Annotated in this window: 22 protein-coding genes, 1 tRNA gene, 3 pseudogenes and 1 riboswitch; of the genes and pseudogenes, 6 read left to right on the forward strand and 20 right to left on the reverse strand. The window is 51.7% G+C overall.

Annotation, left to right across the window (positions count from 1 at the left end):
- The 7 genes and pseudogenes from CD000_RS10870 to CD000_RS10905 all read right to left on the reverse strand — a co-directional run.
- Positions 1-294, reverse strand: a 294-nt coding sequence (locus CD000_RS10870) for a DUF4277 domain-containing protein (protein ID WP_143425280.1), incomplete at its 3' end; no start/stop codon positions are given.
- A gap of 490 nt (positions 295-784) precedes the next feature.
- A pseudogene (locus CD000_RS19575) lies at positions 785-982 on the reverse strand (IS1634 family transposase); the annotation flags it as partial.
- 258 nt (positions 983-1,240) lie between these two features.
- Positions 1,241-1,741, reverse strand: a pseudogene (locus tag CD000_RS10885) (helix-turn-helix domain-containing protein); the annotation flags it as partial.
- A gap of 152 nt (positions 1,742-1,893) precedes the next feature.
- The gene (locus CD000_RS19165; RefSeq protein WP_096225649.1) at positions 1,894-2,439 is read right to left on the reverse strand and encodes a DUF6431 domain-containing protein; all 546 of its coding nucleotides are present in this window, start codon (positions 2,437-2,439) and stop codon (positions 1,894-1,896) included.
- 153 nt (positions 2,440-2,592) lie between these two features.
- Positions 2,593-2,700, reverse strand: a pseudogene (locus CD000_RS10895) (UPF0236 family transposase-like protein); the annotation flags it as partial.
- A 286-nt stretch (positions 2,701-2,986) separates the two neighbouring features.
- Positions 2,987-3,058, reverse strand: a tRNA-Val gene (locus tag CD000_RS10900).
- A gap of 112 nt (positions 3,059-3,170) precedes the next feature.
- Positions 3,171-4,220: a polysaccharide pyruvyl transferase family protein gene (locus CD000_RS10905; RefSeq protein ID WP_096225651.1), complete on the reverse strand. Its 1,050-nt coding sequence runs from the start codon at positions 4,218-4,220 to the stop codon at positions 3,171-3,173.
- On the opposite strand from CD000_RS10905, the gene CD000_RS10910 reads away from it, so the two are divergent.
- Complete coding sequence (locus tag CD000_RS10910) at positions 4,210-4,503, forward strand: hypothetical protein (protein WP_233130428.1); 294 nt, start codon at positions 4,210-4,212, stop codon at positions 4,501-4,503. The genes CD000_RS10905 and CD000_RS10910 overlap by 11 nt on opposite strands.
- Before the next feature lie 148 nt (positions 4,504-4,651).
- Positions 4,652-4,861 (forward strand): LSm family protein, encoded by a 210-nt coding sequence (locus CD000_RS10915; protein WP_011230369.1) that lies wholly within the window; start codon positions 4,652-4,654, stop codon positions 4,859-4,861.
- Positions 4,862-4,910: 49 nt separating this feature from the next.
- Here CD000_RS10915 and metC read toward each other — a convergent pair whose 3' ends face one another.
- Both metC and CD000_RS10925 read right to left on the reverse strand, forming a co-directional pair.
- Positions 4,911-6,092, reverse strand: a complete 1,182-nt coding sequence (gene metC, locus CD000_RS10920) for a cystathionine beta-lyase (protein WP_096225652.1) — start codon at positions 6,090-6,092, stop codon at positions 4,911-4,913.
- A gap of 3 nt (positions 6,093-6,095) precedes the next feature.
- Positions 6,096-7,199, reverse strand: coding sequence for a methionine biosynthesis PLP-dependent protein (locus CD000_RS10925; RefSeq protein WP_011230367.1), 1,104 nt, complete (start codon positions 7,197-7,199; stop codon positions 6,096-6,098).
- Positions 7,200-7,400: 201 nt separating this feature from the next.
- Positions 7,401-7,511, reverse strand: a riboswitch (SAM riboswitch).
- Between the two features lie 183 nt (positions 7,512-7,694).
- On the opposite strand from CD000_RS10925, the gene CD000_RS10930 reads away from it, so the two are divergent.
- The 3 genes from CD000_RS10930 (at position 7,695) to CD000_RS10940 (ending at position 9,479) form a co-directional block, all read left to right on the forward strand.
- Complete coding sequence (locus CD000_RS10930) at positions 7,695-8,423, forward strand: alpha/beta hydrolase (RefSeq protein WP_096225653.1); 729 nt, start codon at positions 7,695-7,697, stop codon at positions 8,421-8,423.
- A gap of 98 nt (positions 8,424-8,521) precedes the next feature.
- Positions 8,522-9,043 (forward strand): YjcG family protein, encoded by a 522-nt coding sequence (locus tag CD000_RS10935; protein WP_096225654.1) that lies wholly within the window; start codon positions 8,522-8,524, stop codon positions 9,041-9,043.
- A gap of 1 nt (position 9,044) precedes the next feature.
- The gene (locus tag CD000_RS10940) at positions 9,045-9,479 is read left to right on the forward strand and encodes a GNAT family N-acetyltransferase (protein WP_011230364.1); all 435 of its coding nucleotides are present in this window, start codon (positions 9,045-9,047) and stop codon (positions 9,477-9,479) included.
- A 117-nt stretch (positions 9,480-9,596) separates the two neighbouring features.
- Here the strand turns inward: CD000_RS10940 and spoVIF are convergent, their stop codons facing one another.
- From spoVIF to CD000_RS10955, 3 genes are all read right to left on the reverse strand, one after another.
- Positions 9,597-9,854 carry a sporulation-specific transcription regulator SpoVIF gene (spoVIF, locus tag CD000_RS10945; RefSeq protein ID WP_096225655.1) on the reverse strand — a complete coding sequence of 86 codons (258 nt, stop codon included), beginning with the start codon at positions 9,852-9,854 and terminating at the stop codon, positions 9,597-9,599.
- Positions 9,855-9,980: 126 nt separating this feature from the next.
- The gene (locus tag CD000_RS10950; RefSeq protein ID WP_096225656.1) at positions 9,981-10,106 is read right to left on the reverse strand and encodes a YjcZ family sporulation protein; all 126 of its coding nucleotides are present in this window, start codon (positions 10,104-10,106) and stop codon (positions 9,981-9,983) included.
- A gap of 79 nt (positions 10,107-10,185) precedes the next feature.
- Positions 10,186-10,422, reverse strand: a complete 237-nt coding sequence (locus CD000_RS10955) for a hypothetical protein (protein ID WP_011230361.1) — start codon at positions 10,420-10,422, stop codon at positions 10,186-10,188.
- Positions 10,423-10,550: 128 nt separating this feature from the next.
- Between CD000_RS10955 and CD000_RS10960 the strand changes: the two genes are divergently transcribed.
- On the forward strand, positions 10,551-10,871 hold the full coding sequence (locus tag CD000_RS10960; RefSeq protein WP_011230360.1) for a thioredoxin family protein: 321 nt from the start codon (positions 10,551-10,553) through the stop codon (positions 10,869-10,871).
- Positions 10,872-11,010: 139 nt separating this feature from the next.
- Here CD000_RS10960 and CD000_RS18820 read toward each other — a convergent pair whose 3' ends face one another.
- From CD000_RS18820 to CD000_RS10995, 8 genes are all read right to left on the reverse strand, one after another.
- Positions 11,011-11,181 carry a hypothetical protein gene (locus CD000_RS18820; RefSeq protein ID WP_011230359.1) on the reverse strand — a complete coding sequence of 57 codons (171 nt, stop codon included), beginning with the start codon at positions 11,179-11,181 and terminating at the stop codon, positions 11,011-11,013.
- A 20-nt stretch (positions 11,182-11,201) separates the two neighbouring features.
- On the reverse strand, positions 11,202-12,062 hold the full coding sequence (locus CD000_RS10965) for a DUF421 domain-containing protein (RefSeq protein WP_096225657.1): 861 nt from the start codon (positions 12,060-12,062) through the stop codon (positions 11,202-11,204).
- Positions 12,063-12,074: 12 nt separating this feature from the next.
- Positions 12,075-12,281: a DUF1657 domain-containing protein gene (locus CD000_RS10970; protein WP_011230357.1), complete on the reverse strand. Its 207-nt coding sequence runs from the start codon at positions 12,279-12,281 to the stop codon at positions 12,075-12,077.
- 12 nt (positions 12,282-12,293) lie between these two features.
- Positions 12,294-12,650 carry a stage V sporulation protein AE gene (spoVAE, locus tag CD000_RS10975; protein WP_096225658.1) on the reverse strand — a complete coding sequence of 119 codons (357 nt, stop codon included), beginning with the start codon at positions 12,648-12,650 and terminating at the stop codon, positions 12,294-12,296.
- Position 12,651: 1 nt separating this feature from the next.
- Positions 12,652-13,665 carry a stage V sporulation protein AD gene (gene spoVAD, locus CD000_RS10980; RefSeq protein ID WP_096225659.1) on the reverse strand — a complete coding sequence of 338 codons (1,014 nt, stop codon included), beginning with the start codon at positions 13,663-13,665 and terminating at the stop codon, positions 12,652-12,654.
- Positions 13,665-14,144, reverse strand: coding sequence for a stage V sporulation protein AC (gene spoVAC, locus CD000_RS10985; protein WP_011230354.1), 480 nt, complete (start codon positions 14,142-14,144; stop codon positions 13,665-13,667). Before spoVAC ends, spoVAD begins: the two co-directional genes overlap by 1 nt.
- An 11-nt stretch (positions 14,145-14,155) precedes the next feature.
- Positions 14,156-14,632: a YhcN/YlaJ family sporulation lipoprotein gene (locus tag CD000_RS10990; RefSeq protein WP_011230353.1), complete on the reverse strand. Its 477-nt coding sequence runs from the start codon at positions 14,630-14,632 to the stop codon at positions 14,156-14,158.
- A gap of 97 nt (positions 14,633-14,729) precedes the next feature.
- Positions 14,730-14,936 (reverse strand): DUF1657 domain-containing protein, encoded by a 207-nt coding sequence (locus tag CD000_RS10995; protein ID WP_011230352.1) that lies wholly within the window; start codon positions 14,934-14,936, stop codon positions 14,730-14,732.
- Positions 14,937-14,959 lie beyond the last annotated feature (23 nt).

Raw genomic sequence — 14,959 nt, forward strand, 5'->3', positions numbered from 1 at the left:
GCGGTCGAGATGACGAGCCAAGGCATCGTCGTTCAACCAGGAAGGATGGAGACCGGGACGGATGAGTTTCTCTAGATCGATCTCCTGAGCCCATCGTTCCACGTGAACGAGGGCTTGCCGGCCGTCAAACATATTGTAGATGATGGCCTGAACGGCATCGCTGACTCGAGTCTGGCACTGTGGATCAACGGGAACGAGATGGTCAATCAATTGGGGCAGGCCCAGTTTCTTGAATAGGGCACTTATTATATTCAAATAATGATTGCGATAGACCTTTTTGACTTGAACGTTCATAAGAGAAAAACTCCTTTACGTTCCTTGTGTGTCAAGGATTCATTCGACATCGGAACGAAAAAATCCTCCCGATTTTCGTCGAGAGGGTGCGAAATGTGAGTTAAAAGCAAATAATATAATATAAAATATAAGAAATAAGGAACGAATTTGCTAACGTAACTTCAATCCATGCCCCAAGTGATGAAAAACACTTGGGGCATTTTTCAATTCTAATCGTATACCCGAGTTCGACAGTCACTAGGCAAACAAAATGCCTCTCGCCCCTTGATACAAAAGGGATCGGAGGCATTTGGGCACACTTCGGGCGTGTATCTAGGCGCGAGGGTGGATGCCTAGAATCTTTGGAGGAGGTTCCAGCCCTAGAGCCGCAAGGAATAGCGCTTGTTTGGCCGTCAGTTCTGTTCGTTGATAAAGGTCGCCGTTTTTTGAAGAAAAATGTCCAAGCATGAGACGCTCGCATTCATCTCTTACTTTCGGCCACGATTCATGAGTCAGGGGAAAGGAATCGCGAAATGCTTTTGGCCAGACGCTCCAAGACGGCGCGATCCACTTCATCTTCGCGACCGAACGAATCCATCACCTTCGCTTTCGCCTATTTGGCCTTTGGATCCCATTCATTATGAGCAAGCTGGGGATCCGCCACAGTCGTTCCGTCTTTGTTTTTGCGTGTCACTCGTCGTATGTACATGCCTATATTATAAGCGATATTAGGCTTTTTTAAAGGATAAATTATGAATTCGTGTGCCTATGAAATTCAGTGTTTTTTTCTAGGATCCGCATCGCGAAATCTTTGATATAACAGCATTTTGGCCATTTTCATTTGCCTAAAATGGCCTCAAAACTGTCGAACTCGGGGGTTTCATACAAGACGTTCATGTAAATTAGCACATTATTTCAGAGTCCCTTTTTCAAATTATTTCAGACGGATTCGGAAATAATGTGCAAAAGTTGGTCCATGGGATAAGTCCCCTTGCCATAGCTCATTGATCTGGTCATACGCAAAACGCTTTCGCTCCGGCATCGGCAAGATTTCTTTCCCGACAAGGTTGTGTTTTTTCAACAATCGGTATATAGTGAAGTAAGAGGTATGATTTTCTGGGATTTCCCCCTGCTCGATCAGGTGTTCGTAGAACACCGTCACGGGCATGGTGGGATGTTCTTTTCTTAGGGCTAAAATATGATCCTCATCATCGGGCGACAGACGCCTTGAGTGGCCGCGGTCCGAACGGCGCTTCGGCTTTAAGGCGTCAAAGCCCCCTTTTTTGTATCGGGTGCACCAATCGAGGATCGTCTTGGCTGCGATTCGTTTGTCGCCCTGGTGGGGAACATGGTGCACTCGCTCGCTCACCTCTTTCAGATACGTCTTCGGTTCCACCTGCCCATTCACCAACGGAGCGATTAGCCCGTACCGAAACAGGGCAATGTCGTGTCTCATCGACTCATTCATTCAAATCTCCTCCTGGTCTCACTTGGAATCAGGACCGTTCCGGTCCGTCTGCCCTTATCGTACCGAATTGCTTTTTCTCCGTCGATAGGAAAGGTTTGTGGGAACCGAAACTATTTCCAATTTAGGGTATGTATGTAAAATCAGGATCCCATTTAATTCGCAAAAGGGTGTCGGAATCCGCCCTCCCACATCTCTCTGATGGCCGAATCAAGACCGTGTTCCTCTAACGTCTGGATCCACCAAGAAGCCCGTTCCTTTTCTTTTTTCACGATAGGGCCTATGATCCTCCACCGCCTCGCAAAAAAGCTATGAAGGCTTGATAGGTTTCGGTAGAACCGTCGGACATAAAAGATGATGCCGTCCTTTGTCGGAAGAAACGGAGCCTGGTTCGTCCTTTCGGTCAATCCCAACTGCTCTTTCACGACTTGCCATATGGCGGACAACGTATACTGAAAATACGGGAGGAGAAAGGAAGGCAGCACACTCACCGTCTTCAAGCATTCCCGACAGCGATACCGGACAATCCAAATGCGATCATCACCATGTGGGGTCAATGCGTTTCGCTCATCGTAACCCTGGCGGTGCAACGGGCGCTTGGCCCGGCAATGCGGGCACTTTTTCAGAAGAGGGAAGTCGTTTTCTTTTCCACGCTCTGCATACGTTTGAACGTCAATGCCAAAGTCATGAAATTGAATCACGTCCTCCTCCCCCTCCTATGAACCGATGGATTTTTTCTTCCGAAATAATTCACAAAAAATTTAGCACATTCTTTCAGAAAAGGGGAGAGGGCTTTCTGAAGGAGTATGCAAAAAAATGTCTCTTTTGTTCCGAAATAAAGTGATAATTTACAACCGCCGCTTGTCCCGCGCTTCCGCCAGTTGTTGATCAATCTCCTCCAAAAGGGCGGCCAACAAGACAGCGAACACCTTTTGAAGAGTTCTTACTAATTGCTCCTCCAACTCTTTTAATAGGGGCCATTATGTGGTAAGATGTTTCATGGACTCCCTCCCTCCTGTTTTATGGATGTTGGTCATCACCATCATAGCAGGGAGAGAGTCCTTTTTACATGAGATTTGTTTTTGGATTGGTGGCCCCGACGAGCGTGGCGAACAAAAATTCGCTACGCTCGTCGGGGATCCTTCCTGAATTTCACCCACAAATATTTTACTCACACTTTGTGTTCGCATAGGCGGCGGGGCAATAAAAAAACACCTCGATCTCCATCGAGATCGAGGTGTTTTGTGATGACCTGTGAGGGACTTGAACCCCCGACCCCTTCCCTGTCAAGGAAGTGCTCTCCCACTGAGCTAACAGGTCATATCGCTTTCAAACACATTTTTTATTATATATATGCCTTCCTCGTTTGTCAAACACTTTTTTAAAAAAATTAGTGTTCATCATGAAAAAAGGGAAAGCCCGCGCCTCCCCCTTATCGAAACAACCCGCGCTCAAACGGCTCGAGCAAGAGCGGAATGTACTGGCGGCGGGCGGTTTCGTATTGTTCCATGATCCGGCGGCGGTGTTGTTCCGCGAGGGCGACGGTGTCGATCAAATCTGTTTCAAGCTGCGGGCTCGCGGTCGAGACGACATACCGGTCAAGGCCGAGCAAGGCGGCGAAGTCGAACACTTTAAACCGGTAGCCGAGCATGACGGCCGGGACGCCGGCGGCCAGGGACAACAAATTAGCGTGGAGTTTGAAGTTGACGGTGGCGGCAAGAGGCTGAAGCCGCTCGATGAACTGCCGTTCGTCATATAGTGCGCGGTCGAAGGTGACGCGCTCCGGGCAGTTAATTTTTTTGTACAGCCGCTCGCAGGCGGAGCGGTCGTTCGGCCAGACGATGTACAAGTGAATCCGGTAGCCGGAGGCGATCCACATTTTGGCAGCGCGGGCGAGGGTGTCTTCGACGAGTGTTTCGTGTTGGCCGAATAGGCGATTGTATGTCGTCCCCCAGTTGATGCCGATCGTTTTTTCTTTGTTTGGCGGTTCGGCTGAGGCGGGAGTCTGCAATAACAGCCCTGGATCGCCGATGACGCGGACGTTTGCAGGATAGGCGCCTAACGTTTTTAATACCGCTTCGCTGAGCGGGCCGCGAATGCCGGCAAAGGCGGCCGAGGCGAGGACGGTGCGGAACAGCTCGACGTCGTTGGCGGAAAAGTGGCGGTGAAGCGCTGGCTTAGCGCCTGCACACAAGGCGTCGGTTTCAGCTTCACCGATCCAGTCAATGCCGCTTCCCCATATCCATATTGGTTTTCCAGCTTCGTGCGCCTCTTGCAAAACGGCCATGTAGCCTGGAAGCAAGAGCGAACCGCCGCCGAGCACGACGGCGTCGTACGGGCTCGTATCTTTCCAGTTGACCTTGGGCGTCGATGGGATGATTTGAACGTCCGGGGCGTATTGGCGGGCATAGGAGGCAAAAAGATTCCATAACAGCTCGTCGCCTACGTTTTGAAAGCCGATCCAACCGATTTTGCGCCGCATTCTTGATGAGGAGCAAGAACAGCGGGACATTTTGGAGGACGAGCGCGAACTGTTGCAAGCCATTTTGACCGAGTTGCGCACAGGGGCGCCACCCGCGGAAGATATTGGCGACGAGCTCGAGGACTTGATTGGGGAGAGAGTAGAAATTACGGTCAATTTCGGCCCGGTGAGCGGCACAGTCATCGCCGTCCGAAACGATTATGCCGTGCTTGAGGATGCGCTCGGGCGTTTCGTTTACATTCCGTTTGCCAGCATTCAAGCCATCACCCGTTTAGAAGGCTGATGAAAAACAATGGATTCGCTCGATTTATGAGAAATCACAAGGAATGAAGTGATGGTGTTGCAAGGTTTTTCAATTTGAGAAACACTGTTGGAGAGCAGTATTTCTCCTTAAATCACCGGCCTTTTAGACTGAAAGGAGGGAGGAGACAATGGACTTTGCGACCACATTCGAAGAGCAGCTCCGCCGCCTCATCGGGGAAACGATCCAAGTCGCGACGGACAACAACTTAATAGAGGGACGACTCACCGATGTCGAGGACGGAACGATCGAGCTTAGGGCGGAAGCGGGCGGATACGAGCGGGAAACGCGCACGGTGCTCATTCCGCTGACAGCCGTCAACTTTGTTCGGGAAGTGTAACGAAAAAAACAAAGGTATGCATCCGCCGAAACGATGCATACCTTTGTCGTTACCGCGTCGGAACGACCGATGGATGCTCATTGACAAACGACAACGCCTGCTCAAAATCGGCGATCAAATCGTTGACATCCTCAAGCCCGACGCTCAGCCGCAACAAGCCGTCGGTAATGCCGCGCCGGAGCCTCTCTTCTTTTGGCATCGCCGCATGCGACATTTTCGCTGGGTGCGATAAAATTGACTCGACCGCCCCAAGGCTGACAGCAAACACCGGCAAGCGGACGTTTTGCACGAACGTCCGAGCCGCTTCTTCATCGGCTAAACGGAACGACAGCACAGCGCCAAACCCGGCCGCCTGATGGCGCTGGATGTCATGGCCTGGGTGGTTCTCCAGCCCCGGATAATACACTTCTTCGACCTTTGGATGACAAGCCAAATACTTGGCGATGGCGGCCGCTGATTCAGACGACTGCTTCAGCCGAACGTGGAGCGTTTTTAATCCCCGCAGCACAAGCCACGCATCTTGGACGCCAAGGACGGCGCCAAACGCGTTTTGCAGTTTGTACAATTCTTTTCCCAATTCCTCGTCTTTCACGACCGCCAGCCCGGCGACGACGTCGCTATGGCCGGCTAAAAATTTCGTGGCGCTGTGAAGGACGACATCGACTCCAAGATCAAGCGGCCGCTGCAACGCCGGCGTCATGAACGTATTATCCAAGAATGTCAAACAGCCATGCGCCTTCGCCAACTTGACGACGCCTTGAATGTCGGTCACTTTTAACAATGGATTGGACGGCGTTTCCATATAAATGACTTTCGTGTTCGGCCGGATGTTTTCCGCCACTGCGTTTAAATCGGTCATATCGACAAACGTATATTCAATGCCAAAGCGGCCGAGCACCTCCGTAATCATCCGGTACGTGCCGCCGTAGACGTCTTCGGTCACGAGCACGTGGTCGCCTTTTGAGAGAAGCAAAAACGCCGTTGAAATAGCCGCCATGCCAGAGGCGAACGCAAACCCGCGCGTTCCGCCTTCTAACGCCGCGATCGTTTCCTCAAGCGCCTCGCGCGTCGGGTTGCCGGAGCGGCTGTAGTCGTATTTGCCGAATGAATCGAAATCGAACTGATGGAACGTGGAGGCGTGCTGGATCGGCACGCTCACCGCTCCCGTGTGGCGATCGACTTTCCATTCATTGTGGAGCAGTTTCGTTGAAAACGACCATTCCCGTTCCATCGCTTACACCTCTTTCATGTTTTTCAATGCCTGCGCCAAGTCGGCGATTAAATCATCCGCATGTTCGATGCCGACCGAGAAGCGGAGCAGCCGGTTGCAAATACCGTTTTGGATGCGGATTTCCTCAGGAATGTCCGCATGCGTCTGCGTCGCTGGGTACGTAATAAAGCTTTCGACTCCGCCCAGGCTTTCCGCGAACGTAATGAGGCGCAAGCTTTTTAAAAACCCGTTCACCCACTTTTCATCGGCAATCCGGAACGACAGCATCCCGCCTCTTCCTGGATATAAGACGTCTGTAACATCTTCATGTTCGCGCAAAAAGGCGCTGATGCGCTTGGCGTTTTCTTCGTGCTGGCGCATCCTTAGCGCCAGCGTTTTCATCCCGCGAATCAACAGCCACGAATCAAACGGCGACAAAACCGCGCCGATGGCGTTCTGATACTCGGCCAGGCGTTGACAGAGCTCCTCGCCCTTGGCGACGACAAGGCCAGCCAACACGTCGTTATGGCCGCCTAAATATTTCGTGGCGCTGTGGATGACAATATCGGCACCTTGTTCGATCGGGCGTTGAAGCACCGGTGTATAAAACGTGTTGTCAACGATCAACAAAAGCCCATGCCGCTTGGCGAATTCGGAGACGGCGCGGATATCGGTCTCATGCATAAGCGGGTTCGTCGGTGTTTCCAGGAAAATCGCTTTCGTTTTTTCGGTGATACACGCTTCCACCGCAGCGAGATCAGCAAAATCGACGTAATGGAATCCAAGACCATACTTGCGCCAGCCGCGCTCAAACAGGCGGTACGTGCCGCCGTAAAGGTCGGCCGATACGAGAAACTCATCTCCGCTCTCAAACAAGGCGAGCACCGTCTGAATGGCGGCCATGCCGGAGCTGAACGCATAGCCTTGGTCGCCACCTTCCAGTCTCGCGATTGCTTCTTCGACGATTTTGCGCGTGGGGTTGCCGGTGCGGATGTAGTCAAACCCAGTCGACTCTCCGATGCCGGCATGGCGGTAGGCGGTGGAAAAATAAACCGGCGGGTTGACCGTCCCCGTCACCGTTTCGCTCCGGTTGCCAATTTGCGCTAACAACGTCTCCAGTTTCTCCATCTCATCTCTCTCCTTCTGTTGAAAATTCCATCATCGATCAACGGCCGACCACTTAATGCCCAACGAAGCACCACTGTCCGTTGGGCAGCGGCCAAGCGCCTTCGTCCGAAACCGCCTCGCGGTTGATGGAAGCGGCCGCTTGAATAAATAAAAAAAGTCTTCTAAGAAGAAGACTTTTCCATACACATGGGGGCATGCTTCTTCTTATCTGCCGAATTGAATGCTCAATTCGCTGGATTTAGCACCTGGCCGTCGGGCGGCTGGTTGCTGAAGCTTCATTGGGCCAGTTCCCTCCGCTTCTCTTGATAAGAATGGGACGCGTATTCAATTTTTTTTTTAATAAAAATGTAACGCATTCCCCACGTTTTTGCAAGCCATTTTTTTGTCAGCGGTGCGATTCGGCAAATTCGCGAAAAATTCGAGCCCTTCATTCACATCTTTGGGCGCAAATATGTTACAATAACAGATGAACTTACGCTTTCATGGAGGATGGTCATGGCGACAGCAACAGGAACGATGCGCGACTGCAAGTTGTACAGCGGAGAGCTGCAAGAAGAAATCGAACTGCTCATCTACTTGCCAAGCAATTTTTCGCCGCTTTACAAATATCCTTTATTAATCGCGCAAGACGGCAAAGATTATTTTATGTATGGAAAAATGAAAACCGTCATCGAAACGCTGATGGCAGAAGGAACAATCGACCGGATGATCGTCGTCGGCATCCCGTATCGGAACGTCAACGACCGCTACGAGAAATACCACCCGGAAGGACGAAAGCACGAAGCATACCTTCGTTTTTTAGCCCATGAGCTCGTCCCGTTTTTGGACCGCGAACTGCCGACATACCAAATGGGCAAAGGCCGGGCGCTGATCGGCGATTCGCTCGGTGGAACGGTGTCGCTTCTAGCCGGGTTGTTGTATCCGCATACATTTGGGAAAATCGCCATGCAGTCCCCCTATATCGATGACTCGGTATTGGCGCGCATCCGCTCATTCCGCGATCCATCGCTCCTTTCGCTTTACCATTCTGTTGGCACAGAGGAAACAGCGGTGAAAACGACGGATGGCCATGTGCGCGATTTTATCACCCCGAATCGAATGGCGCGGGACTTGTTTATGGAAAAACGGTTTGCTTATACATACCATGAGTTCGAAGGCGGCCATGCGTGGACGTATTGGCAGCCGGATGTACCCCGGGCCGTAGCCGCTGTTTTATCATTATAGGACAAAACGGAGCAACTTCAAAGATGTTGAAGCCGCCGCATCCATTCCGTGCGTTTCCTGTGCATGGAAAAAGAACTGGTTCAAGGAGGGAAAACAAAATGAAGTACGGCATTGTGATCTTTCCGCCAAAACGGATTCAGGACTTCGCCAACTCGTACCGGAAACGGTACGACAGCCATTACGCCCTCATCCCGCCGCATATTACGCTGAAATACCCATTTGAAGCGGATGAGGAGCAAATAAAAAAAATGGCGAAAGAGTTGCGCCGCATTGCGGCGGAAACACCTCCCATTCCGATCAAAGTGACGAAATTCAGCTCGTTTTACCCGACAAGCAACATCATTTATTTGAAGGTGGAACCAAACGACGTGCTCGAGCGCCTTCATGAACAACTGCACAGCGGCTTGTTCGCCGGAAAGCCGGAGTTTATGTTCGTGCCTCACATTACGATCGGCCGCGATTTGCCGAGCGCAGAATATGCGGACGTCTACAGCCAGCTGAAGCTGCAAGATGTGCACTTCGAGGAGACCGTCGACCGCTTCCATCTTCTCTATCAGCTGGAAAACGGCTCGTGGACCGTCTATGAAACGTTTATCGTCGGAGGAAAGGAAACGGTCTGAGATGAACATTGCGATTGGCACAACGCAAGATCGCGCTTTGTACGAAGACGCCTTGCGCGTCCGCCGGCTCGTATTCATTGAGGAGCAAAACGTGCCGGAAGACGAGGAAATCGACGCATTCGAGGACGACTCGTTCCACCTCGTCCTGTATGATGGCCAAACACCGGTGGGTGCTGGGCGACTCCGTTTCATTGACGAAGGCGTCGGCAAAATCGAGCGCATTTGCGTCCTGCCGTCCTACCGCGGCCGCGGCGCCGGACGGATGGTGATGGAAGCGATCGAACAGCTGGCGAAAACAAAAGGGGCGAAAACGGCGAAACTGAACGCCCAGACGCACGCAGAACCGTTTTACCAAAAGCTCGGCTATACGACCGTCTCCGGCGTCTTTATGGACGCCGGCATCCCACATGTCACGATGGTGAAATCGCTCGAATGATGGCCATAGAACAGCCTCGTCTACACTGATCCAAGGCTTGGGATCATCGAACATCGTTTCGCTCTCCTGAGCCAAGCAGAGCAAAAGGGAGCTGTGCGCACGCAAGCTCCCTTTTGCTTACTTTTTGTTGTTCAGCATATTGGCGATCGTATTGAAATCAATTTGCTTGCCGTTATGGACGATCGCCTTGACGATTTGATCCTCAAGTTCTTTTGGCACTTTCCGGTTGGCAATTTGCGCCACCCGCTTCACCACTTGGCGCACCGTTTTTTCATCGCTGAAATTGGCGTTTTGCAGCGAGTTGGCGAGCTCAAAAACGTCTTTCATATTGACACCTGTTTTCTGTTCGATGTTTTTAAAAAATTGCTGATCCATCGTTCCGCCTCCTTCTCCCTGCTATATCGTATGATGCTCCCGCCTCGGCGTGCATCAAATTAGGGAAAGAAAAATACGAGCCGCTCCGTGGCGCCGAAACGGCCCGTATCCCATTCGCTTTTTCCGTTAGGCGACAAATGCCGCGCCGACAATAATCAACAAAATGAACAACACGACAATCAGCACAAAGCCACTGCCATAGCCACCGCCATAGCCGTAGCCGTAAGGATAACCATAACCGCAGAAGCCCATTATAATGTTCACCTCCTTCTCCGTTTACTGTATCGTATTCACCGGCTTAGCGGGGCGTATGGGCGCAAAGGCCATTTTGTCATCCAAATCGGCGGAACAGCTCGGCAAATTCCCGCTCCTTTTTCGCAAACCATTGCTCGATGTAGTCTAAGTTGCCTTGCACACTTTTTAAAAATCCATTGTTCAATTTTTCGATTTCTTGCAACTGTTTGTTAAAGTCCTTTCCCCATTGTTCAAACAGGCGGATGAACGTTTCATGCCCTTCTTTGCGTGACGCAACCCAACCTTCGAGCGCCTTTTCCAGTTCTTTGCTCACACTTTCCCCCCCTTTCTTACTGTTGTATGCAAAAACGACTGCCCGAGGTGAAGGCATCCCCGTTCTTTTTTTGCCTTGCCATATGATAAAGTAAAGATGAACGTCAACATGAAAGGGAGGAAACGAATGTGAAACGCATTGAAACAGTGGAGCAATTCGAGGCGGTCATTTCCGGTGATAAACCAACGATCATCAAGTTTTACACAACTTGGTGTCCGGACTGCGTGCGCCTCAATATGTTCATCGATGACATCGTTCGCGACTATAGACAATATGATTGGTTTGAAATCGACCGTGACCAGTTTCCGGAACTTGGCGAGAAATACCAGGTACTTGGCATCCCGAGCCTGCTTGTCTTCCGCAACGGAAAAAAAATTGCTCATCTGCACAGCGCTGACGCCAAAACGCCGGAAGAGGTGCGCGCCTTTTTGCAGTCCCTGCCGGAGTAAGACGGGGCGGCATCCTTGCCTCGCCAGAGAAGAAGGGCAACAAAAAGAGGCTGTCCGAGAAGGAAGCTTTCCTTCTCGGACAGCCATGCGAATGAACAGACAGCTCCTTATGGATCGCCGATCGTGGAAACGGAAGCCGTCAATATTCAATTTCGTCGTAGTCTTTCGGCTGGCGCGTCAGCTGCGGGCTGTCAAACATCAATTCAATCGAAATTTCCTCATCGGTCGTCCGCGTCCGCTCGGAGCGGTCGTTTGGTTTCAATTGGACTTGAATTTCCTCATCCGTCGTTTTTATCCGTTTGTCTTCCATCGTCTTTTCCTCCTGTGTCATCAGTTTCGCAAGAGCTGTTCGACTTTTTGCACAAGCTCTGCCATTTTTGCGGCGTTTCGTTCATACAGCGCCTTCGCCTCTTCGGAATTCGTCTGCAACGCATACAGCTCCAGATCAGCCTGCACTTTTTTCATCGCGGCCAAGAGCAACTTTTTCTCCTGCGGCTCGGCAATTTGGATCTTATCATCGTACAAATCGATCGTCAGCTGTCCGTATGAATCGACTTGGGCGAGAAACACATTTTCAATCGCCACTCCTTGTTTGTCAAGCTGTTCCTTCAGCCAGCCGCGGCCAAGCCCCATCGTAGCGAGTGGCTCATCCAAAATCATGCCGTCCATAATGACCGTTTGCGGCTCTTTTTCCCGCGGCGGGTTTGGGAACACATCTCCGACGGTGAGCGGCTGCTTTTCCCGCTTCAGCAACACGTTCAAGTCGCCGTTTGGCTCAAGCACCGCAAACTCGACGTCGGCGACGCGGAACACATCTTTTTTGCGCAGCTGTTCGAGCAGCTCGTCAACCGTATATTTCTCCTGTTTCAAGTTTTCCTCTAAAATTTTGCCGTTTTTAATAAAAACCGTGGAATTGCCCTCGACAAAATCGCGAAATTTCTTGTTGCGCAGCGAGAGACGAGCGACAGCCACTGGAAACAGCGACCAAATCAAAATGCTGGTGATGCCTTCTTGCCACGAAATTCCTAGATCGACCGACATCGTTCCAGCGATATCCCCGACGGTAATGCCGACGATGTATTCAAAAAACGACAATTTTGATAATTGCTTTTTGCCGAGAATGCGGGTGATCACAAACAACCCGATTAAAATGCAAATCGAACGAATGGCGGTTTCTAACCATATAGGCATCGATCATGCTCCTTACTTTCCGTGGTATTGCGGCTCTTCGAACTCGAGCCGGCCGATCCGGTCTTTGATGTCCGCGATGATCTCCTCTGTCGCAAGCATCGCTTCATGAAACGTCCGTTGCGCCGTTTCATCCTGGGAAGTGAGCGCCAGCTGTTGCAGCCCAGCGTGAATGCCTTTTAAGCTCGCCAACGTTTGTTTCACCTGCGAAGCAACGGTCATGGAAGATCCCTCCTATCCTTTCGGGCGGAACAAGAGCGCCCCGATAAACCCAAAGACGATCGCCGCGGAGATGCCGGCGCTCGTCACTTCAAACATGCCGGTCAATACGCCGATAATGCCGTGTTTTTCCGCCTCTTGCATCGCGCCGTGAACGAGCGCGTTTCCAAAGCTCGTAATCGGAATCGTCGCCCCGGCGCCGGCAAAATCAATGAGCGGCTCATACAAACCGAATCCATCCAAAATCGCCCCGACGACGACGAGACTCGTCAACGTATGCGCAGGTGTCAGTTTAAACACATCCATCAAAATTTGCCCGATCACGCAAATCAACCCGCCGACGACAAACGCCCAAAAAAACATAGCCAACACGCTACGCCTCACCTCCATACTCGATCGCCACCGCGTGGGCGATGCATGGAATCGTCTCGTTTTGCTGGAACGATAGCGGCGACAATAGCGCTCCTGTCGCGACTGCCAAAATGCGCTTCAGCTCGCCGCGCCGCATCCGTTTGATGAGATGCCCGTAAACGACAACGGCGGAACAAGCCGCCCCACTTGCGCCGGACAAAACCGGCTGCCCATCGCGGTAAATGAGCAGTCCGCAATCTTGGTAGCGCTCTTCATCGATGTCAATGCCGTGCTGACGCAGCAAGTCAAGGGAGACTTGGCGTCCGATTCGCCCTAGATCGCCGGTGACGATCAAATCGTAATACGATGCATCGATTTGCATGTCGCGCAAATGCGCCTCAATCGTATCGACCGCCGCCGGCGCCATCGCTCCGCCCATGTTGAACGGATCGGCGATCCCCATATCCACAACGCGGCCGATCGTCGCTGCCGTCACGCGCGGCCCGTCCCCTTTCGGGCTGACGATCGCCACGCCAGCTCCCGTTACCGTCCACTGCGCCGTCGGCGGCTTTTGCCCGCCGTATTCGGTTGGATAGCGGAACTGCTTTTCGACAGCGGTGTTATGGCTTGACGCACCGGTTAAGATATAGTCTGCCCCGCCGTAGTTGGCAATAAAAGCGCTTAGCGCCAGCCCTTCCATCGAAGTGGAACAGGCGCCAAAAACACCGAGATACGGCATGCCGAGCGTTCGGGCGGCAAAACTTGTCGGCGTCATCTGGTTGATCAAATCGCCGGCGATGAGAAATTGCACTTTTTCTTTCTCTAGGCCGGCTTTTTCCATCGCCTGAAACGCCGCCTCCTCAAGCAACACGCGGTGCGCCTTCTCGTACGACTCCTCTCCGAGCCATAAATCTTCGTGAAGAAGATCAAAGTCTTCCGCGAGGCGGCCGTTCGCCTCAAACGGCCCGCCGACCGCCGCTGTTGCGATGATTGCCGGCTTGTTCGCAAACACCCATGTGCGGTGCCCTTTCAGCATTACAATCCCCCCCACTGGGTCGCAATCGTTTTGACAAGGGCGATAACAAAGGCGGCAAACGTACCGAACAAGATGACCGATCCGGCGAGCTTGAACATGTTCGAGCCGACGCCTAACACAAATCCTTCCGTCCGGTGCTCAATCGCCGCCGAGATGACGGCGTTGCCAAACCCTGTCACCGGCACGGCGCTTCCCGCCCCAGCGAATTGGGCGATCCGGTCATAAACGCCAAGCCCAGTTAAAATCATCGACAAAAAGACCATCGTCGCCACCGTCGGATTGCCTGCCGTTTGCTCGGTAAAGTCAAAAAAATACATGTAAAAATAAGAGATCGCCTGTCCAATCACGCAAATGATTCCGCCAACGAGAAACGCGCAAACACAGTTGCGAACGATAGGGCGCTTCGTTTCCCGCTCTTTTTCGAATAAATGATATTCCTGCTGAACCGGGGTCAGCTTTTTCCGTTTTTCATTCGCCATAATGACACCTCTTATGTTTGCTCTTTGCTTAGCTTTTCAATGCGCCTGATTTCCCGATTGACTTTTCGTTCATCCCAGCGTCGATTGTCCATGTTAGCTTTTAATTCCTTCGTCTTCCAAAAAATTTTCAAATCGCTCGAAGAAACAACGTCATAGCCAGGAAACAGGTCGCGCAGTTTTTGGTCAATGTCTTTCTCAATTTGTTTTCGACTCCACCGCTTCATATGGGGAATTTGATAAGCAATGAGCAACCGATCCCCGCTGTTGACCGCCACCACGTCCCGAACATCGTCGCGCCCGCGCAAATAGCTGGCCGCCCGCTCGGCCGGACCTTGGTTCAGCTCCGCATGTTTCGCCGTCCCGGACGTTTGGGTTCTCAGCAGGTTTGCCCCTTGCAGCGATTGCTTTTGTTCCGTTTCTTCTTTGGCGCAGCCGCCGACCGCGATCATCGCAACGACGGCCGCCAACCACCATTTTTTCATCTTCATCAACCCATTCGTTTTTATGTATTTCCGCCAAGTCGGGAAAGGTTGGCGTGCTGTGCCAACCTTTCCGCCTAAACCATCCCATTCGCTTCTGCGAAGGTTATTGTTGTTTATATTGTGGCTCTTCGTTTTGAATTTCTTGCATGCGCGAGTTCACCAAATCAATGACCGCCTGCGTTTGTTGGGCAGCTTGTTGGTAAAGCTGTTTCGCGGCTTGGTTTTCGGTTTGCAAAGCAAACGTTTCGAAGCTCGCTTGAGCCGATTTTAACCCCGCCAATGTTTGTTTCACTTGTGTTGCAACCGTCATGATTCATGTCCTCCTTATATGGT

Origin of the sequence: Geobacillus sp. FJAT-46040 (assembly GCF_002335725.1) — a bacterium.
In the GTDB taxonomy this organism is placed as follows: domain Bacteria; phylum Bacillota; class Bacilli; order Bacillales; family Anoxybacillaceae; genus Geobacillus; species Geobacillus thermoleovorans.